Source organism: Paenibacillus pinihumi DSM 23905 = JCM 16419, assembly GCF_000422505.1.
GTDB lineage: Bacteria > Bacillota > Bacilli > Paenibacillales > Paenibacillaceae > Paenibacillus_D > Paenibacillus_D pinihumi.
Window position 1 is genome coordinate 198,480 of sequence record NZ_KE383865.1, and the last position, 24,617, is coordinate 223,096.

A 24,617-nucleotide genomic window follows, 5' to 3' on the forward strand; every position below is an offset into this window, starting at 1 on the left:
TTTTTAATAATCCCCGGATCATTGATTCTGGGATTTCTTTTTGCGGATGCACTTGCTCCGTATGTGAAATGGGTTCCTTACCTGTTTGCCTTCGTCACGCTGACGATGGCTCTGGGTTGCGGACTGGCGCAAATCAAGCTCGTGATTATGCGCCCGCTGCCTGTACTGTGGGCGATGCTGATTGCCCATCTGCTGCTTCCGCTGCTGGCATATGGAATTGGAGCGGCGCTGTTCGGCGCCCACTCCCCATATACAGTTGGATTTGTGTTGTTCACGCTCATTCCATTCGGCGTATCCTCGGTCATCTGGGTCGGGCTCTCGGGCGGCAGTGTGCCGCTCATGCTCTGTCTGGTTGTATTGGACTCAGCGCTCAGCCCGGTCTTGGTGCCTGCCGGCATCCATGCCATCTTCGGGCAGGGGGTTGAAGTGAATACTGCCAAAATCATGCTTGATCTGCTGATTATTGTTGTGCTGCCAACCATAATCGGCGTTGCACTTCATCAATTTAGCAAAGGCCGGATCAATCCTGCAGTCAAGCCATATACGGCGCCGGTTGCCAAGCTGTGCTTTGTAGCAGTCGTCATGCTCAATTCCGTTGCGATTGCCCCCTTTGTGCTTCAGCTCGGCGGAGATATGCTCAAGCTCGTTCCTGTTGTAATTGGTCTTGTGCTGCTTTGCTACGCTGCCGGTTACGCCGGATCGCTCGGTTTTGGCAGCAGGGAGCTGACTGCAACGCTGTCTTATGCAACGGGCATGCGCAATATTTCACTCGGCATTGTACTGGCTATGGGCTATTTCAGTCCGCTGACGGCGGTCCCGGTTGTGCTGTCCATTCTTATTCAGCAGCCGGCTGCTACATTATTTCATTACATTTTGAACAAGCTGAATAAAAGGCGTCATCTATACCATACTCAGGTCAGAAGAGAGGATGTATCTTCTTGAACAGCTTTCGCTTTCGTTTAACAACAATGATGATCGTGCTCATCGGACTATCCGTACTGGCCTCCGGCTTGTTCATCGGAAAAACCTACAAGGAAAATTATCTTGATAATTTGCAGCAGAGCATGGTGCGTGAAATGAAGGTTGTGCTGTCGAAGACGGATTGGCCGAGCGGATCGCTGGAAGAGCAATACGCTTATTTCACGAATGAAGCGCAGCGCTTTAAGAAAGTGACCGGCGAGCGCATTACGTTCATATTGGGGGACGGAACAGTTGTCGGGGATTCGGATCACGACCCGAAGTCGATGGAGAACCACCTGGATCGCAATGAAATCCGGATGGCCCGGGAAACGGGAGAGGGACGGGATATTAGGCTTAGTGAAACGACCAAGAGCAATTTTATGTATGTTGCGATCCCCGTTGATCCGGCATCCCTTTCATCCTCTCCGATGCTCCGTCTGGCAATGAACCTGGGCGAGGTCGAAGCCAGCATCAGCAAGATGTGGATGGTGCTTCTTCTGGGACTGCTGGTGCTGTTCATTATCGCGGCCCTGCTATGCTACCGGATCGCCAAAGGGTTGACGAGGCCGCTGGAACAAATATCCGAGGTCGCCAAGCAGATTAAAAATCATCAGTATGAAGCACGCGTAACCGGTCCTGACAAGGGTGAAATCGGGGAGTTGGGGCAGTCCATCAATGCAATGGCAGCGAGTCTCCAGGAGCAGATGCGCCAGATCAGGCAAAATGAAACCCAACTGGAGAGCGTGCTCGAAAATATGATCAACGGCATTGTCATGATTGACCGTGACGGTAAAATTGTGCTGATGAACCAGCGGGCGGAAGAGGTGCTCGGCTTCTCGGCCAAGGAATTCGAAGGTCGCCACTATACGGAAGCCAAGCAGCAATACGAGCTGGCCCAGATGATCCAGGAAGGATTGGAGCTGCGGGAGCACTTGAAGGAGGAACTGACTTTCTACTTCCCGGTTGAGCGGCTCCTGGAACTGCATTTGGTGCCTGTATTCCATGCCGGAGATGAGTTCGGCGGGGCGCTGCTGGTCGTGCAGGATGTATCCGCCATTCGCAGACTCGAGCGTATGCGCAGTGAGTTTGTGGCGAATGTATCCCATGAGCTGAAGACGCCGGTCGCTGCAGTCAAGGGGTTTGCGGAGACGCTGCTGGGCGGTGCCGTGAACGACCCGGAAATTGCCCGCTCTTTCCTGCAGATCATATTTGATGAGAGCGAACGGTTAAACCGGCTGATTGGTGATTTGCTGGAGCTGTCCAAGGTGGAATCGAGAAGAGTGCCGCTGCACTTCTCTCCGATCGAGATGTCCGGCTTTATTGCCAAAACGATCGAAGTGATCTCGGCGGAGGCAGCCAAGAAGCGTATTATTCTTGATATGCGGGTGGAGGAAGGCATCTATGTGGAAGCGGACGAGGATCGTCTCCTTCAAATACTGATGAACCTGCTGTCCAATGGCATCAATTACACGCCTGAGGGCGGCAAGGTGTCCGTCAGTGTGGAGCCGTTGTACAAGAAGCAGGGCGGCCGTCTCAAGCAGGAAGGAGATTATGAGCATATCCGCATCCGGATTACAGATACTGGAATCGGGATACCGAAAAAGGATCTCCCGCGCATTTTCGAGCGGTTCTATCGTGTCGACAAGGCCCGCTCCCGCAGTTCAGGCGGCACGGGGCTTGGATTATCCATCGTCAAGCACCTTGTAGAGCTTCATAAAGGTACCATAACGGTGGAAAGCACAGTTGGCGTCGGCTCTACCTTTACAATTGAGCTGCCGGTGCTGCAGTAGATTTACAAGGCCTTTACATTGCGTTTACATTCGTTTAATCTAATTTTTATAAATGTATTGTAAACTGTGAGTAATGATCCTGTCCGCATGGCGGTATTCATTACGATTCAAGTCGTATAAGCTGGAGGTTAACATGTCGCAAAAGGTGCTTGTAATTGAAGATGAACCGACCCTTGCCCGGCTGCTTTCTTATAACCTGATGCAGGAAGGATATGAAACGACTGTCGTGGATCATGGAGCAGAAGGTCTGCAAACTGCGCTGCAAGGAAGCTTTGACCTGATTATTCTTGATATTATGCTCCCTGGGATGAATGGCTTTGAGGTGCTGACAAAGCTGCGTCAGAACCGCATCGCAACGCCGGTCGTTATTCTGACTGCACGCAATGCCGAGGAAGAGGTTGTTCAAGGATTAAAGCATGGCGCGGATGATTATATTACAAAACCGTTTGGAGTAGCCGAGCTTCTTGCCCGGGTATCCGCGGTGCTCCGCCGTTCCCAGAACGAGGAAGCCCGCGGCAAGGAACAGACGGAGAAAGTTATTACAGCAGGCGTGTTGTCCATCTATCCGGAAAAGTACGAGGTTGTACTTGACGGAGAAGTGGTGCCGTTGCGTCCGAAGGAATTTGAAGTACTGCTATACCTGGTCCAGCGCCCGGGCATGGTTGTCACTCGTGACGATCTGATGAATGTGGTGTGGGGCTTCGACTATATCGGCGGACAGCGTACAGTGGATGTGCATGTCAGTTCCCTGCGCAAGAAGCTGGAGCTGGGGCAGCAATCCGTTCAGATTGAATCTATCCGAGGTGTCGGCTATAAGCTGGTCATGCCCAAAAAGCTCGTCTCTCCTTTGTAGGAGGACGAGCTTTTTTTCTTTTACAATGCGGATACTTGGCGCCGGGCAAGTATGGGTTGCCTACACCTGCTGCTTCCAGGCAAACATCCGCTTTTGATATTCCTTGGGCGAACAGTCATTATATTTTTTGAACATTTTGTAAAAATGGGCCATATTCGGCATGCCGATCTGGTCGCCAACCTCAGCAATGCTCAGGTCACGGGTGAGCAGCAGCCGCTCCGCCCATTTGATTTTCCGGTAATTGACGTATTCCGTAAAGGACATGCCCAGTGTTTTTTTGAAAAATTTGACGAAGTAGTAATAACTCATATTCGCGAGCTTGCATACCTCACTGATGGAAATCTTGTCTCCGAGTCTGGATTCCACATATTGCAGCACATCCTTCATCCGCAACCGGTCAAAGTTTTCCTGCTCGGTCAGCACCTTGCGCTGGTCATTGCGCAACAGGAGCAGAATAATTTTCTTGATCAGCAAATCGACCGCCAGCTCATAGCCGTTCTCCTTGGCAACCGTCTCCTTATGAATCTCACGGACGATGGAGGCAATTTCCCTGCGAATTTCCGGTTTCTCCTCAAAGATATAATTGGTATGGCTGAGCGGATGCTCGGATTCAAAGAAATAGCGGATGTACGGCATCGTGCTGTGATCAAAAAATTTCTCCAGATCGAACTGAAGGACGATATAATGAAGCGGGCCGCCGTAGCTGCGGTCGCGGTGAAGCTGGGAATGGCCGATAATCGCAATGTCGCCTTCCTGAAGGCTGTAAAATTCATCATCCACATGAACCTCAAGCATACCGGTCTCCACAAGCAGCAGCTCCACTTCACGGTGGTAGTGCCAGGGAATCATCAGATCCTCCTCGCGATGAACCACAAGCACCCGCAATGACAAAAGAGGGTTTTCATAATGAACTTTTTCATTGGTGTATTCCATGGGTGAAATCTCCCTTTGGCAAAATCACATAAAAGCAGCGCTATTCTGTAAATATCTTTTCTGCTGTTTCTCCATTATACTTTATTTTATTCTCAAGTCTAAATAGCAGTAGCGAGATGAATAAGGAGGCCAGCAATAATGAGATCTGTACGAGTTGGAATTATCGGCTGCGGGGGCATTGCCAGCGGCAAGCATATGCCGAGCCTGAATACAGTAAAGGAAGCGCAGATGGTGGCTTTTTGCGATATCGTCCGGGAGCGCGCTGAAGAAGCAAGAGCCAAATATGGCAGCAAGGATACAGAGACTGCAGTATATGAGAACTACCGGGAACTGCTGAAAGACCCGTCCATTGAAGTGGTACATATTTGTACACCGAATGATTCTCACGCGGAAATTACGATTGCCGCTCTTGAGGCTGGCAAGCATGTCATGTGTGAGAAGCCGATGGCCAAAACAGCTGCGGATGCGCGCAGAATGCTGGAAGCCGCCAAGCGGACCGGCAAAAAACTGAGCATCGGCTACCAGAACCGCTTCCGCGCGGACAGCCGTTATTTGAAGGATGCTTGTGCAGCGGGAGAGCTGGGCGAAGTGTACTTTGCCAAAGCCCATGCGATTCGCCGTCGCGCGGTACCAACCTGGGGCGTTTTCCTCGATGAGGAAAAGCAAGGGGGCGGACCGCTCATTGATATCGGGACCCATGCGCTTGATCTGGCGCTGTGGATGATGGACAACTACAAGCCAAAGGTTGTACTTGGCCGGGCATACCACAAGCTGTCGCAGACTGAGAATGCGGCTAATGCTTGGGGACCATGGGACCCGAAACAGTTCACGGTTGAGGATTCGGCTTTCGCCATGATTACCATGGAGAATGGTGCTTCCATCATGCTCGAATCGAGCTGGGCACTCAACTCGCTGGAGGTCGATGAGGCGAAGGTTACGCTGTGCGGAACAAAGGGCGGGGCAGATATGAAGGACGGCCTGCGCTTCAACGGCGAGCATAACAGCCGTCTGTATGTGAATAAGGTGGATATGGAAGCCGGAGGCGTAGCCTTCTATGAGGGGCAGTCCGAGACGGCTGCCGATGTGGAGGCAAGAACATGGATTCACGCGGTCATCAATGATGAGGAGCTTGTAGTAACACCAGAGCAGGCGCTCGTTGTCTCGGAAATTTTGGAGGCTGTCTACGAATCCTCACGTACAGGCAAAGCTGTTTATTTTGATTAATCCTAATTGAACTTTACAGCGGCAATTTTAGCAGATAAGCAGACTTCTTCCCGGTAAGCGGAGGGAGTCTGCTTTATTTTTTTGAGCCTTTTTAAGATGGCACAGCCGCTTACACTTGGTTAAAATAGGATGAGAAGTGGAACGGGAGACACGCAATTCAAAAAACTGTTAGAACTATTGCAAAAAAACGGTTGTTTCCCCTGAAGAGATTGTCTATTCTTATAAAATAGAGTTGCCATGCTGAGCTTGTATTCAGGAATTCAAGCTCAGCTGGGTATGGCTATGGTTGTTTTTATATTGATTAAGGGGTGTAGGAATGAAGAAAGCACGCAGCTTTACGTTGCCGATTACAATCTTCTCGATTGTGCTGATCGGTACGATCGGCACATTGTTTTTTCTCCCGGCCTATGATCGGGAAGTGAGCTTTGATGTTTCGATTTTGCCGATGCTCAATGCGATTTACAATTTGTTTACGTTCAGCTTCCTTATTATATCGCTGGTCGCGATCAAGAAGCGCAACATCAATGTTCACCGGAATTTTATTTTGTGGGCGTTCGTGTCTACAGCCTTGTTCCTGGTTACATACGTTATTTATCACTTTTTGACAGAACCGACGCCGTTCGGCGGCAACAGCACCGTGAAGATGATCTACTACTTTATTCTGATTTCCCACGTGCTGCTGGCGATTGTCAATGTCCCGCTGGCGTTAATCTCCGTTGTTCGCGGCTTCAATATGCAAATTGCAAGCCATCGCCGGATTGCACGCTGGACGATGCCGATTTGGCTGTATGTAAGCGGTACAGGTGTTATCGTTTACCTGCTCATTTCACCTTATTATTAAGCAAAAGCAAGCTGTGTCCGCAAAAAGCCGGCCCTGAATTCAGAGCCGGCTTTTTGCTTTACACCCGTATTATAATGTCAGGAGCCGCAAGTCATGCTGATTCGCAATGTATCATCCTCCGTCAGCTGCTCCCCAAGCTGAACTTCCATCCATTCCATTCCGGTATCCGAACACATGCCGTGTTTTGTGCCGCATGGAATATCCAGCACTGTTCCAGGGACTGCCTTGCGTTCCCGGCCATTACGGATGAATAAGCCGCTGCCGCTCAGCACCGTCCAAATTTTGCGCCGTCTGGCATGAACATGATAGCTTGTGCTCGTGCCCGGCTGCATGCGTACTTTGCGGGTCCAGCTCTCCATTCCTCCTGCCGCTTTGACAACATCAAGTGTCCGCACATCGCCCCAGCGCTTTTCCTCATACCATGGCAGAGCGTCCCCTTCCGGGAGCTGCTGCTTGATCGCATCCGCATTGCTTAAGCTGGCAACCAGAATGCCGTCGGGGCTGGCAGCTACAATGACATCAGGCACATCGATGAGATGAACGGGGCAATGAAGTTCATTGACGAGAAAGCTTCCGCCGGAGCTCTGGGAAACTCTTCCGGGGCCAATCTGAGAACTGTCAAGCTGAGCCGTAAGCTGCGGCCAGCTCCCAAGATCATTCCACATGCCGTCATAGGGCAGCACAATAGCCTGCCGGGTTTGTTCGGCAATCTCTTCATCAATGCTTCTGACGGGTAGCAGCGGATAACGGGCCAGAAGAGAGCCGGCATCCAGCGGAAGTTCGCGCTCCTTCAGGGCAGCCACCAGAAAGCCGAGCCGGAAGGCAAAAACACCGCAATTCCAAAGCGCTTGTCTGGCGATCAGCGCGGCAGCCCGGGATTCCTCCGGCTTCTCTACAAAGCAGGAGATTGGAGTGTAAGGCGCCTTCGTAAATGCTTTGCCGGGCACAATGTAGCCGTACTGGCTGGAAGGTGAACGGGGCTGGCATCCGATTAACCCCAGTTCAGCTCCACTTTCCTTCAATGCTCTGGGAAGCTGTTGAAGCAGATGGAAAAAGCTTTGCTCGGCATACATGTCAGCAGGAATAACCGCGATAAGCTCGTCGTCATGCAGGTTTAGTGAATTGTGAAAATAAGCGGTTGCCAAGGCGACAGCATGAAAGGTTCCCCGTTTATGGGGCTCACTGAGCAGGGGAATACGATCGCCAATATGATTCTGAATGCTGTCTGTCTGGCTTGCGTGCGTGACAATGACCGCGCTGCCAAGCAAACCGGCTGCCTCCAGTTGCCTGCGTATGCGCTGTATCATTGACTCCTCTTTCCCGTAATTATCCTGCAGCAGCCTGAGAAAAACTTTGGAGCGGCTGCCGTTGGACAAGGGCCAAAGCCGCTTGCCGGAACCTCCCGACAAAATTACAACCCGCACAGGGGTTCCCTCCTTGTATCAGCTTGCCGGCTCAAACATGGCTCCTCCGGAAATGCCTGCTATCCTTTCGAGTTTCGTACATAGCCCTTGCGTTTATGAAAGGAGAGGGACCTGAAGGCTTTGGCAAGCGATTTCTTGCGGGCCGGAGCAAGAGCTGAGTAGCTTTGGCCAAGGCTTTTGTTCAGCGCCCGTTTGAAGCTGACCCGGCTTGCATTCCGGGCATAGAGGAAGTTCCCGTATGTTTCAAATTCGGAGAAGCCGAACTGCTTCTTTTTGTTAATGCTTCTGAGAATAGCGGAATACCATTTGACACCATGGCGCTTTTCGATGGTCTGCTTCAGCTCGCGAACCTTCTTTTTGTCAAACAGCATATAATGGGCCACGAATGACCGGGGCGCGGAAGCCTTTTTGCCCAGAAGCCGGGAGTAGGTATTGAAATATTCATCTTGGCTCCATTTTCGCGAATAGAAGATGAATTTCTCTCCTGACTTGAAACGGTGCGGCCGAAGCAGTATCGTATCGGCATCAATAACGAGGTAATGCCGCTGATTGCCGAATCGCTCGCCGCCAAGCTTAAGCAACTGCTGATACAGCCACCCGGAGCGTTCCCATCGTTTGGAGCGATAATTAATATCCTGCTTGGTGAACGGGAGCACGTTGCGCTCATTGACAAAGGTACAGCCTTTTTTCGCAATCGCCTTGCGAATGGCCGGCCTGTCAGGGGAGACAATCATAATGCGGTCAATCGGGTGTTTCACATGTTTGCGCACACTGTCTATTACATATGGGAGTGTTCCCAGGTCCTTCTCAATGGCGGGAATAAAGACATCAATCACAATTCTGCTGCCCGGACTTTTGCTCATAGATGTTAGCGCCATTCCTTTCCATTTTGGTCATGTCGTGTTATGATATGACGCCCGCTTTGATTTTGTCCCGGAAACGGGAGGGAAGATTTGGTATAATGAGGTATCTTCCGCCGAAAGGGGCCAGGCTAATGACAGCCTTCCAGAGCGTTTTGAAGCATGAGCATATCAGCTTTGGCTACCGGAGCGACAACCCGGTCAAAGCGGTTTTTCATTCCCATGCTGAATATGAAATTTATTATTTTCATGAAGGAAGCTGCCGGTATTTAATCGGCGATCAAATATATGAGCTGGAACCGGGAGATCTGATTATTATGCATGGCATGACACTTCACTGTGCAAATATGAGCCCCGGGAAACCGTACGTCCGGAGCATCTGCCATTTTGATCCGGTCTATGTCCAGGAGATGATGATGATTCCCGGACGGATTGATGTGACTGAACCTTTCCGCAGACTGCAAAATGCCCGTCTCCAGCTGGAAGGAACCGGGCGTGAGGCCGCAGAGGAGCTGCTGCTCAAGATGAATGCCTCCAACCGTCCTCATGATCCTGCTTCTTATTTCCGGTTCCATCTGCAATTTTACGAGCTGTTGGTGCTGATTTACACCGAATGCAAGCAATTGAGCAGGCCTGCTCCGGCTCATACCTCGGAAAAGCTGGAGCATGTGCAGCGCATTATATCATTTATTGAAGCGCATTATATGGAGGATATTCACTTGTCGGATATGGAGGAAGCGCTGCATCTGAACCGCCAGTACCTGTCGAAGCTGTTCAAGGAAGTGACTGGAACGACGATTTTTACTTACCTGTTCGAACGGCGGATTAACCAGTCACGCATTCTGATTACGATGAACCCGGAGATGAAGCTGACTGATATTTCGTATCAGATCGGATTCAAGCATCCAGCCCATTTTAGCCGCGTATTTAAGCAGTATATAGGGGTAAGCCCGGATCAATACAGGAGAACCAGCGATTTTAACATTGCCTTAACATAATTGCATAGTGAGGATGACATTCCTTCGTTATCGTTTTCTTACAACACCGCTACCGCATATAACCCGTATAGATAAAGCGCCAAGGGGGATGCAAGATGGAGGCAGCAACAAAGCCTGATGTAAGAACAAGGATGGTTCTTCAACAAACGGAGGGGAGGGAGGTTCAGCAGACCGGTTCGGGTTCACTTTCTGAAGCTGATAAGGAACTGCTGCTCGTCCCGTATATCAGGCGGTGCATCACCGTTCAGACAGGTCAACCCTGTGGAAGGGTCAGCAAGCTGCTGCAGGAGAATGCCGATCAGGAATGCATTGTGGTTTGCGATGAGAATGGTGTCCCCGAGGGTCTGGTTATGCGGCAGTCGTTCTTCCGCATGATGGGCAAGCGCTACGGGACAGATTTATATGGCGAACGTCCGGTTTCGATGATCATGCAAACTTCGCCATTCGCAGTGGAGTATGATATTGTGCCGGGCGATCTGATCGAGCAGGCACTGGGCCGGACAAGCCAGCATTTGTACGATTGTGTCATTGTAACAAAGCGCGGCCGGATCGAAGGCATCGTGACAATGGGGGATCTGCTCGCTTTATCAAGCGAGCTGCAGAAGCGGACGGTACAGTCGCAGGTGCAAATTCTTCAGCGTGTAGGCGACAAGCTTAAAGGCATCCGCCAGGCAGCGGAACAGGTTCATGCCTCCGCTACAGAAGGAATTGCCCTGTCGGCGGACATGGTCGATATTACATTAAAGGGCAAGCATGAGCTGGACCTGGTCATGTCGGCCTGTAACAAGCTCTCAGAGATTACGACCGGGCAGCAGGTGCAGATAACCGTTCTGAAGGAGCGGGGCGACTCGATAACGAAGGTATCCGCACTTATCCGCGACTTGGCTGATCAATGCGGGCTGCTCGCCATGAATGCAGCGATCGAGGCTGCACGGGCCGGAGTTCACGGCGCAGGCTTCTCCGTAGTTGCCGATGAAATCCGCAAACTGGCCGCACGGACCAAGCAGTCTGTGGACGAGATTCATACGCTTACTGACGGCATTCGGCTGTCCGTCGACTCTACCGCTGCACTTGTCCAGAACGGCCGCCAGGAGACGATGCGCAGCGAGCAGGATGTCAGAAGGGCCGTCGATTTGTTCCATCAGCTCTTTTTGGCAGCCGGCAACAACCGGACCAGCTCGGAGACGATGGGAGCGGTATCCTCGAACAGCTTCCAGCATGCCAGCCTCGTCATGGACGAGATGGACCGTCTAATTGGAGATATGAAGCGCCGCGCCGGGGCATAACCAGACACAGCAGCATTGGCTAAGGCTTCAGCAGATCAATGGCTTTGCGCACTAGCGGCGGATTCCAATGATGATGCGCCCAGGAAGCGACAATGTTCCAAGGCGGTGCTTCTCCCGGCAGCGGGAGTGTCACAAGCCCGGATTCTTGGGCTGCAATCCGCTCAGGGACAATGGCAAGCCCCATTCCTTCCATAATAGCCTTGATCACAAGGCTCGTCTGATCCAGCTCCATCACAGGACGCAACGATAGCTGGACGTCTGCCTCCCAGGCCGCAATGGCGGCTTGTATGGAAGGCTCGCCAAACGCGATCAACGGATAGTGGGCGATATCGGACGGCTTGACAGACTCCACCCCCATCAGGGGGTGGGCAGCAGGCAGGAGCAGAGACAACGGTAATTGCACAAGCTGCTCTGAATGAACGGCCAGTAGTTTCCCTCTGTATTCCATTTCCTCTGTGTATGCCTGGTCCTCCATATGCCCTGCTTTACCCGACAGGACCAGATCAATTTCTCCAGCAAGCATCCGCTCCATTAAATATTCGGTCTCACCGGTCTGAACGGCGATTGCAAATTGTTGGGTCAAGTCAGCCGTCGCCCCGCCGAACCAATGACGGTCGAATAAAGTCTGGCTTATAACGTCGGGACATCCGATAACGAGCCTGTTGCGGGAGGTGCTGTTCAATTCCTGCATGCGTCTTTCCGCTTCATCTGCACTGCTGACGATTTGCCGGGCATAATGATGAAGCAGTCTGCCCGCTTCTGTAAACATCACTTTACCGGTCTTTAACTCAAACAGCTTGGCTCCCCATTCTTCCTCAAGTTTCTTCATATGAAAGCTGACGGTCGGCTGCTTCATATTCAAAGATTCAGCGACCGCAGTCACCTTCTTTAGCTTCCCGATCAGCACAATTATCCGCATTCTTAATATGCTCATTACATTCCGCACTTTCTATTTTCAATTTATAGAATAATTCTATGATACCATATAAAATTATTCAATATCCTATAAATCTTTTGTTGCTCCGTTAACAAAACGAAAATATTGAATTAATTTGTTTCCATTACAATAAGACCTGTAAATAATAAAAAGCAGGAACACGGAAGGGGAAACGTTTGAAATGAGAAAGAGCTTGTTATTGTTAATGGCAATTGTATTGACTTTTACACTTGCAGCTTGTGGCGGAGGTAAGAACACACCAAGCAATACAACAGGGGATAAAGGAAACAATGCAAGCCAAGGAGCAAGCGGCGGACAAAATACACCAACAGATACGAAGCAGCTTGAAGGCTCCATTTTGGCAGTAGGCTCCTCAGCTCTTCAACCGCTCGTTGAACAAGCTTCCAAAAAGTTCATGGAAAAAGCTGAATACAGCAAAATTACAGTTCTGGTGCAAGGCGGAGGAAGCGGTACAGGCTTGACGCAAGTTGCAGAAGGACAATCAGATATCGGTAACTCGGATATTTTCGCAGAAGAGAAATTCAAAGATGCTGATGCAAGCAAAGCTGAAGGTCTTGTTGACCATCAAGTAGGTGTAGTTGCAATGGCAGCTGTTGCGAACCCGGGAGCAGGTGTAGACAACTTGACCAAACAACAACTGGTTGACATTTTTACAGGCAAAGTGAAGAACTGGAAAGAGATTGGCGGAGCAGATCAAAAGATCGTTCTGGTCAACCGTCCTGCAAGCTCCGGTACCCGTAAAACGTTTGAAACATATGCGCTTGGACAAAGCACTGAGGATCTGCCGGAAGCAATTCAGGAAGAGTCCTCCGGTAACGTTAAGAAGCTGGTTGCAGAAACACCTGGCGCAATCGGATACCTGGCTCTGTCCTACCTGGATCAAACCGTTACAGTAATTAAATATGACGGTGTAGATGCAACAGAAGAAAACGTAGTAGACGGTAAATATCCGGTATGGGCTTACCAGCACATGTATACAAAAGGCGAGCCTAACGAGGTTGTAAAAGCGTTCCTGGATTTCATGATCTCCCCTGAAGTTCAAGATAATGATGTTGTTGAGCTGGGTTACATTCCTGCATCCAAAATGAAAATCTCACGTGATGTAAAAGGAACGGTAACACAAAAGTAAGCTGATGAACCTGTAAGCTGATTTGGTAATTATATAGAAGCAAATAGGGCAGATCATCCCCGCGGACTTCAACAAGTCGAAAGAGAGACCCGGTTTGAGGTGGAGATGGTCTGCTTCTTTTTGAAGAAAAGGCCCTTAGCGGGAAGCTAACGTGAACACATCATGACTGAATTATGAATGAAAGGGTTTGCTGCCTATGCAGGATAAACAACGAGTGGTCAAACCTCATCTTGCTGAGGAATGGGTAGGGAAAATTTACACGCTGCTTTGTATCTTTTTTCTGATTGTTACCATTTTTTCGATGGTTTACTTCGTAGCATCTAAAGGGATCGGCACGTTTTTGTTGCCTAATGTAAATGTACTGGATTTTCTTACCGGATTAAAGTGGGCTCCGGAAGGAAGCCCGCCTGCTTTTGGCGCTTTGCCGTTTATCGTCGGTTCATTCACAACCTCGATTCTGGCAGCACTCATCGCAGCACCTCTCGGCATTTGTGCAGCGATCTTCATGACGGAGATTATGCCTGGTGCGGGACGCCGCTACTTGCAGCCTGTTATTGAGCTGCTGGCCGGTATTCCATCTGTTGTATACGGCTTTATCGGACTGAGTGTGCTTGTACCTTTCCTGCGGGATGTATTCCCGGGACAAGGGATCGGGATTGCAGCCGGCTCGATCGTATTATCGATTATGATTTTGCCTACGATTACGACCATTGCCGCTGATGCGCTGGCCGGTTTGCCGAACAGCCTCAAGGAAGGCTCCTACGCGCTTGGTGCGACACGCTGGCAGACGATTTACCGCATTATATTGCCAACGACACTGCCTGCTCTATTAACAGGGGTGGTGCTGGGGATCTCCAGGGCATTTGGTGAAGCGCTGGCTGTCCAGATGGTAATCGGTAATGCGCCGCATATCCCCAAGTCGCTGTTCGAATCGACCTCGACACTGACGAGTGTCATTACGCTCAGCATGGGGAATACCGTCTCGGGATCGCCGCATAATAGCGCGCTCTGGTCACTTGCCTTTATTTTGATGGCGATGACCTTCGTATTCGTATTTATCGTCAGATGGCTGGAAAGGAGATCGAAAGTATGAGTGCCAAAACAGCGGACCGCATTGCCACTGGTGTCATCATCTCTGTTGCAGTCTTTATCGTTGCGCTGCTTGCAAGCTTGCTCGGTTTCATACTGGTGCGTGGTATCGGACATATCAGCTTCGATTTCCTTACTTCAGCTCCGCAGACGATCAAGGCCGGGGGCGGAATTGGCCCGCAGTTGTTCAACTCGCTCTTTTTGCTTGTCCTGACACTGATGATTACGGTTCCGCTTGGAATCGGAGCCGGCATTTATATGAGTGAATATGCAAAGCCGGGCCGCTTGACGGACTTTATCCGGCTCATTGTCGAAGTATTGTCCTCCTTCCCGTCTATTGTGGTCGGCTTGTTCGGCTTGCTCGTTATCGTAAACTTGTTCGGACTCGGGTTCTCCCTGTTCTCCGGCGCGCTGGCGCTGACAGTGTTCAACCTGCCGCTGATGGTGCGGATTACGGAGCAGGCAATTCGCGGCGTGCCGCGTGAACAGAAGGAAGCGAGTCTTGCGCTTGGCCTGTCGCGCTGGAAGACGATTACGAGCGTGATGATGCCGATTGCGCTTCCGACAATTGTTACCGGAACTGTTCTTGCTTCCGGACGTGTATTCGGAGAAGCGGCTGCACTGCTGTTCACAGCAGGGATGACGTCGCCGCGGCTTGATTTTACGAACTGGAATCCGTTCAGTCCGACTTCACCGCTTAACCCGTTCCGTCCGGCAGAGACGCTGGCGGTTCATATCTGGAAGATCAACAGTGAAGGTCTGGCGCCGGATGCCGCGCAGATTGCAGCAGGGGCATCGGCTGTACTCGTCATTGTCGTACTGCTGTTCAATTTTACAGCCAGATGGTTTGGACGCTTCCTGTACAAAAAACTGACTGCCAGCAAGTAAGAGGCAGTAAACGTGTAGTTAAGGAAAATGTGAAGAAGTGGAAGTAAAGAGTATCGTCAGGAGGGTCTTGTATGCAAGCAACTCAGGAGCTTGGACTGTCGGCAAAAGATCTGAGCGTTTATTATGGCAGTAAACAGGCAGTTCGCAATATATCGCTTGATTTTGAGAAGAAACAGGTTACGGCCCTGATCGGCCCGTCAGGCTGCGGGAAATCGACCTTCCTGCGCAGCCTGAACCGGATGAATGATCTTATCAGCGGCGCCAGGGTGACGGGTGAAATATGGATTGAGGAGGATAACATCCTTGATCCCCGTGTCGATGTCGTGCTGCTCAGACAGAAAATCGGGATGGTCTGGCAGCGTCCGAATCCGTTCCACAAATCGATCTACGAAAATATTGCCTTTGGTCCGCGTTACCATGGCATCAAAAATAAAAAGCAGCTGGATGAGATTGTAGAAAGCTCGTTGCGCAAAGCGGCACTGTGGGAAGAGACCAAGGACCGTCTCCACCAGTCAGCGCTTGCCCTCTCCGGCGGCCAGCAGCAGCGTCTGTGCATTGCACGCTCCATTGCGGTCAAGCCGCAGATTATCTTGATGGATGAGCCGGCCTCGGCTCTTGATCCGGTATCCACAGCGAAAATCGAGGAACTGATTACCGAACTGAAACAGGACTACTGTATTATTATCGTCACGCATAATATGCATCAGGCGGCCCGGGTATCGGATAAAACAGCGTTTTTCTATATGGGTGATCTCATCGAGCATGATGACACGCAAAAGCTGTTCACTAATCCGTCCCAGCAGCAGACAGATGACTATATCTCGGGACGATTCGGTTAAAGGGGGCGACAATCATGACAACCAAATTCGAGGTTAAGGAGCTGCAGCTTCACTACGGCGAATTTCACGCACTGAAAAAAATATCGCTCACGGTTCCCGAGCGTTCAGTCAATGCGCTGATCGGCCCGTCAGGCTGTGGGAAATCGACCTTCCTGCGTACGCTCAACCGGATGAACGATATGATCAGCTCCGTCCGGGTAGAGGGAGAAATCAAGCTGTCCGGCACGAATATTTATGACCCCGGGATGGACGTCGAGGAATTGCGCAAGCGGGTCGGGATGGTATTTCAGCAGCCGAATCCATTCCCGAAATCGATCTATGAGAATGTCGCTTACGGTCCGCGCCTTCACCGGAAGCCGGGCAAGAAGGAAATGGATGAGATCGTGGAAAAAAGCTTGCGCGGCGCCTCGCTGTGGGACGAAGTAAAGGATGACCTGCACAAATCTGCACTGGGATTGTCCGGCGGCCAACAGCAGCGTCTGTGCATTGCCAGGGCGCTTGCGGTGAATCCGGAGGTGCTGCTGATGGATGAGTCCACTTCCGCGCTTGACCCGATTTCAACCTTGAAGATCGAAGAGTTGATTCAGGAGCTCAAGAAAGACTATACGATTGTAATGGTTACGCACAACATGCATCAGGCGGCCCGTGTGTCGGATTATACGACTTTCTTCCTGAACGGAGAAGTAGTTGAGAGCTCCCCGACGGAAAAGCTGTTTTCCACTCCGGTCGATCACCGCACCGAGCAATATATTACGGGAAGATTCGGGTAAAGGAGAGGGATTTTAAGATGATCGTTCGTAAAGATTTGGATGATGGGCTGGAGCAGTTAAAATCGATGCTGCTTGAGATGGGCAGCCGTGTTGAGACGGTGCTTCATGATGCAATGAAAGCGCTGGAGCAGCTCGATCAGGAGAGCGCCAGAGCGATTATCAAGAAGGACCCGGAGCTGAACCGTCTTGAGGATCAAATTTCCGAGGTCGGCGCGAAGCTGATTGCCACCCAGCAGCCGGTCGCCAAGGACCTCCGGCGTGTGCTGGTAGCTTTCCGGATGGCAAGTGATTTGGAGCGTATGGGCGACCTGTCGGTTGATATCGCCAAGGTTGTTCTGCGGATGGAAGGCGAGACGCTGATCAAGCCGCTGATTGATCTTCCAAGGATGGCTGCCATCTCGCAGACGATGATCTATGAATCGATTCAGGCCTATATTCACGAGGATATTGATCTGGCTTACAAAATGGCGAATGACGATGATAACGTCGACGCCCTGTACAGCCAAATTTTGCGTGAGCTGTTCACGTTGATGACGCAAAATCCGAATATGATATCCCAAGCGATGCTGCTCAGCTTCGTTGGCCGTTACGTGGAGCGTATCGCTGACCATGCGACAAATATTGGCGAGAGCGTTGTCTATCTGGTGACAGGCAAACGTCCGGACTTGAACGATTAGGCTATCTGCTTTTCTTATTGAAGCTGAATCTTATTTTACGTTACGATCGGCCTTTTGCCTGGCATCAAGCCATTCTCCTATATGGATTGGAGAGTGGCTTTTTGTGTTTAGATTTTGCAGCAGAGCTTTTAGAGACGGAGACATTAGTCAGGACGGTTTGTTTATAATGGGAGTAATCAGCTTCACGGATGAAAAGCAGGAGGTTCGAAAAAACACTAGACAATTCAACCCCAAAGAGCATTAAAACCTTCTCATTAAATTCAGTTGTGACGGGGCAAATTACGGTTTTGGGCGGTGTCTATGGTATTATAGTTGTAGACAAGTTGACGGGTGAGGTGTCCCTTATGGATAAATGGATTTTGATTGACGGCAACAGTATTGCGAACCGCGCATTTTATGCGATGCCGCCGCTGACCAATTCAGCGGGTCTGCATACGAACGCGGTATACGGGTTTACAACGATGCTTCTCCGCCTTCTGGAAGAAGAGAAGCCGACACATATGATGGTGGCTTTTGATGCGGGCAAAATTACGTTTCGCCATGAAGGCTATGAGGATTATAAGGGCGGACGCGCGAAAACGCCGTCGGAACTGTCCGAGCAATTCCCGCTGATCAAAGAGCTGTTGAAGGCCTTTGGCATTGCACAATACGAGCTGAGCGGTTATGAGGCTGATGATATTATCGGTACGCTGACCAGGATGGCAGACGAGAACGGTGCAGAGACGCTGGTCGTCAGCGGAGACAAGGATATGCTGCAGCTCGCCTCAGATCATGTCACCATTGCGATTACCCGCAAAGGGGTCAGTGAAGTGGACCGGTTTACGCCGGAAGCAGTCGGGGAGAAATACAATCTGACGCCACAGCAAATTATTGATCTTAAAGGCTTGATGGGGGATGCCTCTGATAACATTCCGGGCATTCCGGGTGTCGGCGAGAAGACGGCGCTCAAGCTGCTCCACGAATACGGGACCGTTGAAGACGTGCTTGCCAATGCCGGAAGTCTGAAGGGCAAAATGAAGGAGAAGGTCGAGCAGCACCGGGAAGAAGCGCTGATGAGCAAAAAGCTGGCGACGATTTTCCGTGAGGTTCCGCTTGAACAGGGTATCGACGAGATGGCCTATAACGGCTATTTGCCGCAGCAATTGTCTGAGGCGTTCCGCAAGCTGGAATTCAAGTCATTGCTGGAACGGCTCGATCTGCCGTCCGGCAGCGCAGGTCATGCGGACGGAGATGGAGGAGAGGGACAGGAAGCGGCAATCGAGACGGTATCCATTGATGCCGACGGGATCTCGAGGCTGGCTGATGAGCTGAATCAGGTGAGGGCTGTACTCATTGAAGCGACCGGTGAAAATCCGCATCACGCCGAGCTGCTCGCAATAGCTCTGGCAACAGAGACGAAGGCGTATGTTGTGCCTGCTGAACTGTTGTTATCCGCGCAAGGTACGATTGTCAGAGAGTGGCTGGAGGATGAGCATCAAGAGAAGCAAGGCTATGATATGCATAAGGCAGAGCTGGCGCTTGCATGGAACGGCATCAAGCTGAAAGGCACAACATTCGATGTGCATCTTGCGGCTTATCTGCTGGACCCGTCTGATTCCGGGCAGACCTTGAACGGTCTGGCTGCCCGCTATTCGCTGCCTCATGTGCCGGCGGATGAAGAGGTATACGGCAAGGGAGCCAAATTTAAGGTGCCAGGACAGGAGATTCTCCATGCCCATTTGGCCCGCAAGGCGGATGCGGTGCGCCGTCTTGCTCCGTTGCAGGCACAGGAGCTGGAAGAGAGCGGCATGCACCGCCTCTACTATGAGCTGGAGCTGCCTTTGTCCTCGATATTGGCTGGCATGGAGAAGCAGGGGATCGTGGTCAAAAACGATACGATCGGCCAGCTCGGGCAGGAGATCGAAGGCAAAATAACCTCATCCATGAATGAGGTATACCGATACGCAGGCATGGAGTTTAATATCGGCTCTACCAGGCAGCTTGGGGAAGTGCTGTTTGACAAGCTGGGTCTGCCGGTTATAAAGAAGACAAAGACAGGCTATTCGACGGATGCGGATGTACTGGAGAAGCTGGAGCCGTATCACGGCATCATTCCTTCTATTCTGCACTATCGCCAGTTGACAAAGCTGCAATCGACTTATGTGGAGGGCTTGCTGAAGGAGATCCGCAAGGAGACGGGCAGGGTGCATACGTACTTCCGCCAGACAATTGCGGCAACAGGCCGTCTCAGCAGCCAGTTCCCGAACCTTCAGAACATTCCGATCCGGCTGGAGGAAGGCCGCAAAATCCGCAAAGCCTTCGTGCCGTCAGAGCAGGGGTGGTACATTCTCGCTGCAGACTACTCGCAGATTGAATTGCGGGTACTGGCGCATATTTCCGGTGATGAAGGCTTGAAGGAAGCGTTCATTAACGATATGGACATTCACACGAAAACAGCGATGGATGTGTTCGGCGTATCGGCAGATCAGGTTGACTCGAATATGAGAAGGCAGGCAAAGGCGGTTAACTTCGGCATTGTTTACGGAATAAGCGATTTCGGGCTGTCCCAGAACTTGAATATTACCCGGAAGGAAGCGGCACAGTTTATCGAGCAGTATTTTGCGGCCTTCAAGGGAGTTAGAAAGTACATGGATGATATTGTCGCTCAAGCACGCCAGGACGGCTATGTGACAACACTGCTGGAGCGGCGCAGATATTTGCCGGAAATCAAGGCATCGAACTTTAATCTGCGTTCATTCGCGGAGCGTACAGCGATGAATACCCCTATTCAGGGAACCGCGGCAGATATTATCAAGCTGGCAATGGTACGGATGGACGAGAAGCTTGCCGAACAAAAGCTGCGCAGCCGCATGTTGCTGCAAGTGCACGATGAGCTGGTGTTCGAGGTGCCGGAGGATGAGCTTGCCATCATGGAGAAGCTTGTGCCAGAGGTAATGGCCGGGGCGATCGCACTCGATGTTCCGCTGCGCGCAGATGTAAGCTACGGGACCAATTGGTATGAGACGAAATAGCCGTAATCAGGTATAATGGACTATAGAAAAAACTGCAACATTGTGAATGAACAAGAGGTGAACAACAATGCCGGAATTGCCGGAGGTGGAGACCGTCCGCCGCACGTTAATCGAGCTTGTCGCAGGCAAGACGATTGAGCGGGTATCGGTCAATCTGCCAAGAATAATTCAGCGTCCCAGCGACGGCGATGCTTTTGCGATGATGCTGGCAGGCCGTAAGATCGCAGGCGTCGGGCGGCGCGGGAAGTTTTTACTCATTCAGTTAAATGGACTGGTTCTCGTATCGCATTTGCGAATGGAAGGAAGGTATGGCGTCTACAGGCAGGATGAGCCTGTGGAAAAGCATACGCATGTCATATTCCATTTCGATGACGGGACTGAACTTCGATATAAGGATGTCAGACAGTTCGGCACGATGCATTTATTTGAGCCGGGGGAGGAGTTCTCGCTCCCTCCTCTGAACAAGCTTGGCATTGAGCCGCTCTCTGAAGAATTTACGCTGCAGGCGCTGCGCGCCAAGCTTGAACGCAGGACGACGAAGATCAAGCCGCTGCTGCTCAATCAGGAATATATCGTGGGGCTTGGCAATATTTATGTAGATGAAGCTTTGTTTTTGGCGGGCATCCATCCCGAGCGGACGGCTAATACGCTCAAGCCGAAGGAATGGGAGCGTCTGCACATGGCGATTGGACAAACTTTGGGCAGTGCAGTAGAAGCAGGCGGTTCCTCTATCAAGTCGTATGTGAACGGCCAGGGCGAGATGGGGATGTTCCAGCATCAGCTTGCGGTATACGGACGCCAGAATGAAAATTGCAGGCAATGCGGCCATGCAATTGAGAAATCTGTCGTTGGCGGAAGAGGCACCCATGTTTGTATGAAATGCCAGCCGTTGCCGCGGCCAAAAGCCGGAAAACAAGAAAAGCAGGAAGCAAACTGATTTTGACGGACAGTTCAATTCTCCCCATGCACGGCATTGCCCTCCCGGCATATGATGTTACCAGACATGGGCGCTATGTGGGCGCTGTGCATGAGGAGGGAATTCGATGCTGTTGCATGTTGTCACGCTGCTGCTGCTGGCCTTTGCGGTCAGTCTGGATGGCTTTGGCGTCGGGGTAACCTACGGTTTGCGGCAAATCCGTATTCCGGGTTTGTCGATTCTGATTATTGCGGGCTGTTCGGGTATTATTATTTTGTTATCAATGCTGTTTGGCCAATGGATGGCGGATTATATCTCGCCGCATATAGCAGGGCTGATCGGCGCCATGATTTTGATTGGGATCGGCGTGGCTTCTTTGGTTAACTTTTTCCGCAACAAACGGGCGGAGCAGTCAGATGAAATGCCAGACTTTGTTGAAGGCGGAACTGTTAGAGAGCAAGCGGAGACGGTGAGGGAGAGCATCAGTGCAGCTGCGGGTCCTGTAGCCATTAAGCAAAGTGCGACGGTGCTCAGTCTGGAGCTGCGCAGTCTGGGTCTGGTCATTCAAATTTTACGCTCGCCCCAGGCAGCGGATGTTGACCGTTCCGGCATTATTTCTCCATCCGAGGCAATTTTGCTCGGCTGTGCGCTCTCCTTCGACGCCTTCGGGGCTGGCCTGGGTGCGGCTTTGCTTGGTTTTCCCCCGTTGCTGACTGCACTCCTGATCGCGGTTTCGAGCGGGATGTTTCTTTATTTGGGAATTCGGATCGGATTCAAATTTTCTTACTCCCATCGTATGAAGGCATTATCTTTTTTGCCGGGAGTTGTGCTTATTGTAATGGGCTGTTTCAAACTGTTATAGGACACAATAGAAAAAGATTTAAGGGCGGGTCAAATCAAGATATTGCAGGAATGAGGTGAAGCATGAAAATCGGATTAACTGGCGGAATCGCCTGTGGCAAAAGCACCGTTGGAACGATGCTGGTCCAGCGCGGGGCGGCGCTTGTTGATGCTGACCAAGTCGCCAGGGAAGTCGTATTCCCTGGTGAACCTGCGCTCGGTGAGATTGCTGCTTTGTTCGGACAAGAAGTGCTTCAGGCTGACGGAACATTAAATCGGGGCGCTCTTGGGGCGATTGTATTTAATGATGAGGACAAGCGGCGGCAGCTTGAGCAAATCCTGCACCCTGCCATTCGATCAAGGATGAGGGAGCGGATTGCACGGCATGAGGAGAAGTATCCATCAGTGCCGATATTTGCTGATGTGCCGCTGTTGTATGAGACTGGACAGGACAAGCTCTATGATAGCGTAGTGGTAGTCTATGTCCCAAGAGAACAGCAGCTTCTTCGCCTGCTGAACCGCAATCCGGAGATGGCAGAAGAACAAGCAGTCAAGCGGATTGAGGCACAGATGGACATTGAGCAAAAGAAACAGCAGGCACATTGGGTCATTGACAACAGCGGCACGCTGGAGGAAACGAAAAACCAGGTTGATGCGCTGTGGGAGCGCCTTATACGATGATGAGGCTTTTCCGGAAAAAGCGTGTCCTGCTGCTTTTGTTTGTCGGACTGCTGATTTTGCTTTTTGCCCGGTCAGAATGGATGGGCAGATGGATGTATCCCATTCAATACATAGATGATATTAAAGCCAGCTCGCTGAATTACGAGGTTGATCCTTATCTGGTGGCGGCGATCATCCGTGCAGAAAGCAATTTTGAGACTGGGCGCGAATCCCGCAAGGGGGCGCTTGGCATTATGCAGATCATGCCGGATACGGCCGACTGGATCGTGTCCAGGGCTAATTTTACAAATGTGACGCTGGATGATGTTCATCATCGTGCAGATGTCAGTATTCAGATGGGGACCTGGTATATCAAGTCACTGGAAAAGCAATTTCAGGACAAGAGGCCTCTTGTCATCGCTGCTTACAATGCCGGTCCCGGCAAAGTCAACCGCTGGTTGAAGGAGGAAGTATGGGACGGCGAGCTGGATACCGTCAACCATATTCCGTATGGCGAGACAAGACGTTATGTACAGAAGGTTATTTATTATTATAATAAATACAAGGAGTTATACCCTGTGCTTTAACTTGATATGGCGACCGGTTGACGGATCAGTTTAGAGCTGAAGCTAAATTAATTGTTGATGATATGAAATTGCGCCTGATCATATCGATTCCAAGTTGAAGAAAGCCTTGGCCGCCGCATATCAGTTGCGGACAGCCAAAGCTTTCGAAAAAGACGATATTATTTGTATTGACCGGCAAGAGATTGCTCGGCGATTTGTACCAGCTTACGAGTGATGTAACCCCCCAGGGATCCAGCATCACGAGTAGCCATGTTACCGTAGTAACCGTCTTGTGGAATCGTAATACCCAGTTCTTGTGCAACCTCGTATTTCATTTGGTCGAGGGCTGCAGTAGCTTGAGGTACTACCAATTGGTTGCTGCTGCGTTGTGAGCTCATTTAGTTCACCTCCTTGCAGTTGGTAACAGTATTATGTGCCGCATTTTCAGACTTCATACAACATTGATTCATAAAAAAGCATGGTAAAACCTAACAAACTTTTACAACTAAACGAATAGGAAAAGGAGGGAAATGACCTGTGAAATGTCCCTATTGTGATAACGGCGGTACGAAGGTACTTGATTCCCGGCCCGCCAATGAAAACAAATCGATCCGTCGCAGACGTGAATGCGAGCGCTGCAGCAGAAGATTTACGACCTTTGAGATGATTGAGGAAACGCCCCTGATCGTAATTAAAAAGGATGGCAGCCGCGAGGAATTTAGCCGTGACAAGATGTTGCGCGGATTGATCCGGGCTTGCGAGAAGCGGCCGGTTTCCGTCGAGAAGCTGGAGGTTATTGTGTCCGAGGTCGAAAAGGAGCTGCGCACAACAGCCCAGGCCGAGGTGGAAAGCTTTGCGATTGGTGAAATTGTCATGGAGCAGCTTTATCCAATTGATGAAGTCGCCTATGTCCGCTTTGCATCGGTGTATAGACAGTTCAAGGATATTAATATGTTTATGAAGGAATTGAACAATCTGTTGTCCAAGCACCCGCTTGCGGGCAATGATAACGGGTGAAGCCCGCCGGAGTGACCCGCAAGTTGAAGAAGCCGCCAGGCTGCCGCTGATATGTGGAGCTTGGAGGCTTTTTTGCTTGAACAGTATG

24 protein-coding genes are annotated in these 24,617 nt (G+C 50.9%); 19 read left to right on the forward strand and 5 right to left on the reverse strand.

Features of this window, described 5'->3' with window-relative positions; genetic code table 11:
- Window positions 1-63: 63 nt before the first annotated feature.
- From H583_RS33700 to H583_RS0120925, 3 genes are all read left to right on the forward strand, one after another.
- On the forward strand, window positions 64-942 hold the full coding sequence (locus tag H583_RS33700; RefSeq protein WP_342663542.1) for a bile acid:sodium symporter family protein: 879 nt from the start codon (window positions 64-66) through the stop codon (window positions 940-942).
- Complete coding sequence (pnpS, locus tag H583_RS0120920; RefSeq protein WP_028562189.1) at window positions 939-2,750, forward strand: two-component system histidine kinase PnpS; 1,812 nt, start codon at window positions 939-941, stop codon at window positions 2,748-2,750. Before H583_RS33700 ends, pnpS begins: the two co-directional genes overlap by 4 nt.
- Before the next feature lie 133 nt (window positions 2,751-2,883).
- Window positions 2,884-3,603, forward strand: coding sequence for a response regulator transcription factor (locus H583_RS0120925; RefSeq protein ID WP_028562190.1), 720 nt, complete (start codon window positions 2,884-2,886; stop codon window positions 3,601-3,603).
- Between the two features lie 60 nt (window positions 3,604-3,663).
- Here the strand turns inward: H583_RS0120925 and H583_RS0120930 are convergent, their stop codons facing one another.
- Window positions 3,664-4,536 (reverse strand): helix-turn-helix transcriptional regulator, encoded by an 873-nt coding sequence (locus tag H583_RS0120930; protein WP_028562191.1) that lies wholly within the window; start codon window positions 4,534-4,536, stop codon window positions 3,664-3,666.
- Window positions 4,537-4,674: 138 nt separating this feature from the next.
- Here H583_RS0120930 and H583_RS0120935 point away from each other — a divergent pair, with 138 nt between their 5' ends.
- Complete coding sequence (locus H583_RS0120935) at window positions 4,675-5,760, forward strand: Gfo/Idh/MocA family protein (RefSeq protein ID WP_425414538.1); 1,086 nt, start codon at window positions 4,675-4,677, stop codon at window positions 5,758-5,760.
- Window positions 5,761-6,076: 316 nt separating this feature from the next.
- Window positions 6,077-6,601, forward strand: coding sequence for a DUF420 domain-containing protein (locus tag H583_RS0120940; RefSeq protein ID WP_028562193.1), 525 nt, complete (start codon window positions 6,077-6,079; stop codon window positions 6,599-6,601).
- A 77-nt stretch (window positions 6,602-6,678) separates the two neighbouring features.
- Here H583_RS0120940 and H583_RS0120945 read toward each other — a convergent pair whose 3' ends face one another.
- Complete coding sequence (locus H583_RS0120945) at window positions 6,679-8,025, reverse strand: sugar phosphate nucleotidyltransferase (protein WP_028562194.1); 1,347 nt, start codon at window positions 8,023-8,025, stop codon at window positions 6,679-6,681.
- A gap of 59 nt (window positions 8,026-8,084) precedes the next feature.
- Window positions 8,085-8,888 (reverse strand): DUF6492 family protein, encoded by an 804-nt coding sequence (locus H583_RS0120950; protein ID WP_028562195.1) that lies wholly within the window; start codon window positions 8,886-8,888, stop codon window positions 8,085-8,087.
- Between the two features lie 131 nt (window positions 8,889-9,019).
- Between H583_RS0120950 and H583_RS0120955 the strand changes: the two genes are divergently transcribed.
- Window positions 9,020-9,883 (forward strand): AraC family transcriptional regulator, encoded by an 864-nt coding sequence (locus H583_RS0120955; protein WP_028562196.1) that lies wholly within the window; start codon window positions 9,020-9,022, stop codon window positions 9,881-9,883.
- 95 nt (window positions 9,884-9,978) lie between these two features.
- Complete coding sequence (locus tag H583_RS0120960) at window positions 9,979-11,169, forward strand: methyl-accepting chemotaxis protein (RefSeq protein ID WP_028562197.1); 1,191 nt, start codon at window positions 9,979-9,981, stop codon at window positions 11,167-11,169.
- A 19-nt stretch (window positions 11,170-11,188) separates the two neighbouring features.
- Here the strand turns inward: H583_RS0120960 and H583_RS35495 are convergent, their stop codons facing one another.
- Window positions 11,189-12,103 carry a LysR family transcriptional regulator gene (locus H583_RS35495; RefSeq protein ID WP_081667420.1) on the reverse strand — a complete coding sequence of 305 codons (915 nt, stop codon included), beginning with the start codon at window positions 12,101-12,103 and terminating at the stop codon, window positions 11,189-11,191.
- Between the two features lie 184 nt (window positions 12,104-12,287).
- On the opposite strand from H583_RS35495, the gene H583_RS0120970 reads away from it, so the two are divergent.
- From H583_RS0120970 to H583_RS0121025, 11 genes are all read left to right on the forward strand, one after another.
- On the forward strand, window positions 12,288-13,256 hold the full coding sequence (locus tag H583_RS0120970) for a phosphate ABC transporter substrate-binding protein PstS family protein (RefSeq protein WP_028562199.1): 969 nt from the start codon (window positions 12,288-12,290) through the stop codon (window positions 13,254-13,256).
- Window positions 13,257-13,452: 196 nt separating this feature from the next.
- Window positions 13,453-14,349: a phosphate ABC transporter permease subunit PstC gene (gene pstC / locus H583_RS0120975; RefSeq protein WP_028562200.1), complete on the forward strand. Its 897-nt coding sequence runs from the start codon at window positions 13,453-13,455 to the stop codon at window positions 14,347-14,349.
- Window positions 14,346-15,233, forward strand: coding sequence for a phosphate ABC transporter permease PstA (gene pstA / locus H583_RS0120980; protein ID WP_028562201.1), 888 nt, complete (start codon window positions 14,346-14,348; stop codon window positions 15,231-15,233). The genes pstC and pstA overlap by 4 nt, the downstream gene beginning before the upstream one ends.
- A gap of 71 nt (window positions 15,234-15,304) precedes the next feature.
- Window positions 15,305-16,072 (forward strand): phosphate ABC transporter ATP-binding protein PstB, encoded by a 768-nt coding sequence (pstB, locus tag H583_RS0120985; RefSeq protein ID WP_028562202.1) that lies wholly within the window; start codon window positions 15,305-15,307, stop codon window positions 16,070-16,072.
- Between the two features lie 14 nt (window positions 16,073-16,086).
- Entirely contained in the window at window positions 16,087-16,842 is a 756-nt protein-coding gene (pstB, locus tag H583_RS0120990) for a phosphate ABC transporter ATP-binding protein PstB (RefSeq protein WP_028562203.1), read from the forward strand.
- Window positions 16,843-16,859: 17 nt separating this feature from the next.
- On the forward strand, window positions 16,860-17,519 hold the full coding sequence (gene phoU, locus H583_RS0120995; RefSeq protein ID WP_028562204.1) for a phosphate signaling complex protein PhoU: 660 nt from the start codon (window positions 16,860-16,862) through the stop codon (window positions 17,517-17,519).
- 344 nt (window positions 17,520-17,863) lie between these two features.
- Window positions 17,864-20,530, forward strand: a complete 2,667-nt coding sequence (gene polA, locus H583_RS0121005) for a DNA polymerase I (protein ID WP_028562205.1) — start codon at window positions 17,864-17,866, stop codon at window positions 20,528-20,530.
- A gap of 67 nt (window positions 20,531-20,597) precedes the next feature.
- The gene (mutM, locus tag H583_RS0121010) at window positions 20,598-21,467 is read left to right on the forward strand and encodes a DNA-formamidopyrimidine glycosylase (protein ID WP_028562206.1); all 870 of its coding nucleotides are present in this window, start codon (window positions 20,598-20,600) and stop codon (window positions 21,465-21,467) included.
- A 106-nt stretch (window positions 21,468-21,573) separates the two neighbouring features.
- Window positions 21,574-22,308 carry an MntP/YtaF family protein gene (locus tag H583_RS0121015; RefSeq protein ID WP_173477012.1) on the forward strand — a complete coding sequence of 245 codons (735 nt, stop codon included), beginning with the start codon at window positions 21,574-21,576 and terminating at the stop codon, window positions 22,306-22,308.
- Window positions 22,309-22,370: 62 nt separating this feature from the next.
- On the forward strand, window positions 22,371-22,967 hold the full coding sequence (coaE, locus tag H583_RS0121020) for a dephospho-CoA kinase (protein WP_028562208.1): 597 nt from the start codon (window positions 22,371-22,373) through the stop codon (window positions 22,965-22,967).
- Window positions 22,964-23,533 (forward strand): lytic transglycosylase domain-containing protein, encoded by a 570-nt coding sequence (locus H583_RS0121025; protein WP_342663543.1) that lies wholly within the window; start codon window positions 22,964-22,966, stop codon window positions 23,531-23,533. Before coaE ends, H583_RS0121025 begins: the two co-directional genes overlap by 4 nt.
- Window positions 23,534-23,691: 158 nt before the next feature.
- On the opposite strand, the gene H583_RS0121030 is transcribed toward H583_RS0121025, so the two are convergent.
- On the reverse strand, window positions 23,692-23,910 hold the full coding sequence (locus tag H583_RS0121030; RefSeq protein WP_028562210.1) for an alpha/beta-type small acid-soluble spore protein: 219 nt from the start codon (window positions 23,908-23,910) through the stop codon (window positions 23,692-23,694).
- A gap of 139 nt (window positions 23,911-24,049) precedes the next feature.
- On the opposite strand from H583_RS0121030, the gene nrdR reads away from it, so the two are divergent.
- Entirely contained in the window at window positions 24,050-24,529 is a 480-nt protein-coding gene (gene nrdR / locus H583_RS0121035) for a transcriptional regulator NrdR (protein ID WP_028562211.1), read from the forward strand.
- Window positions 24,530-24,617 lie beyond the last annotated feature (88 nt).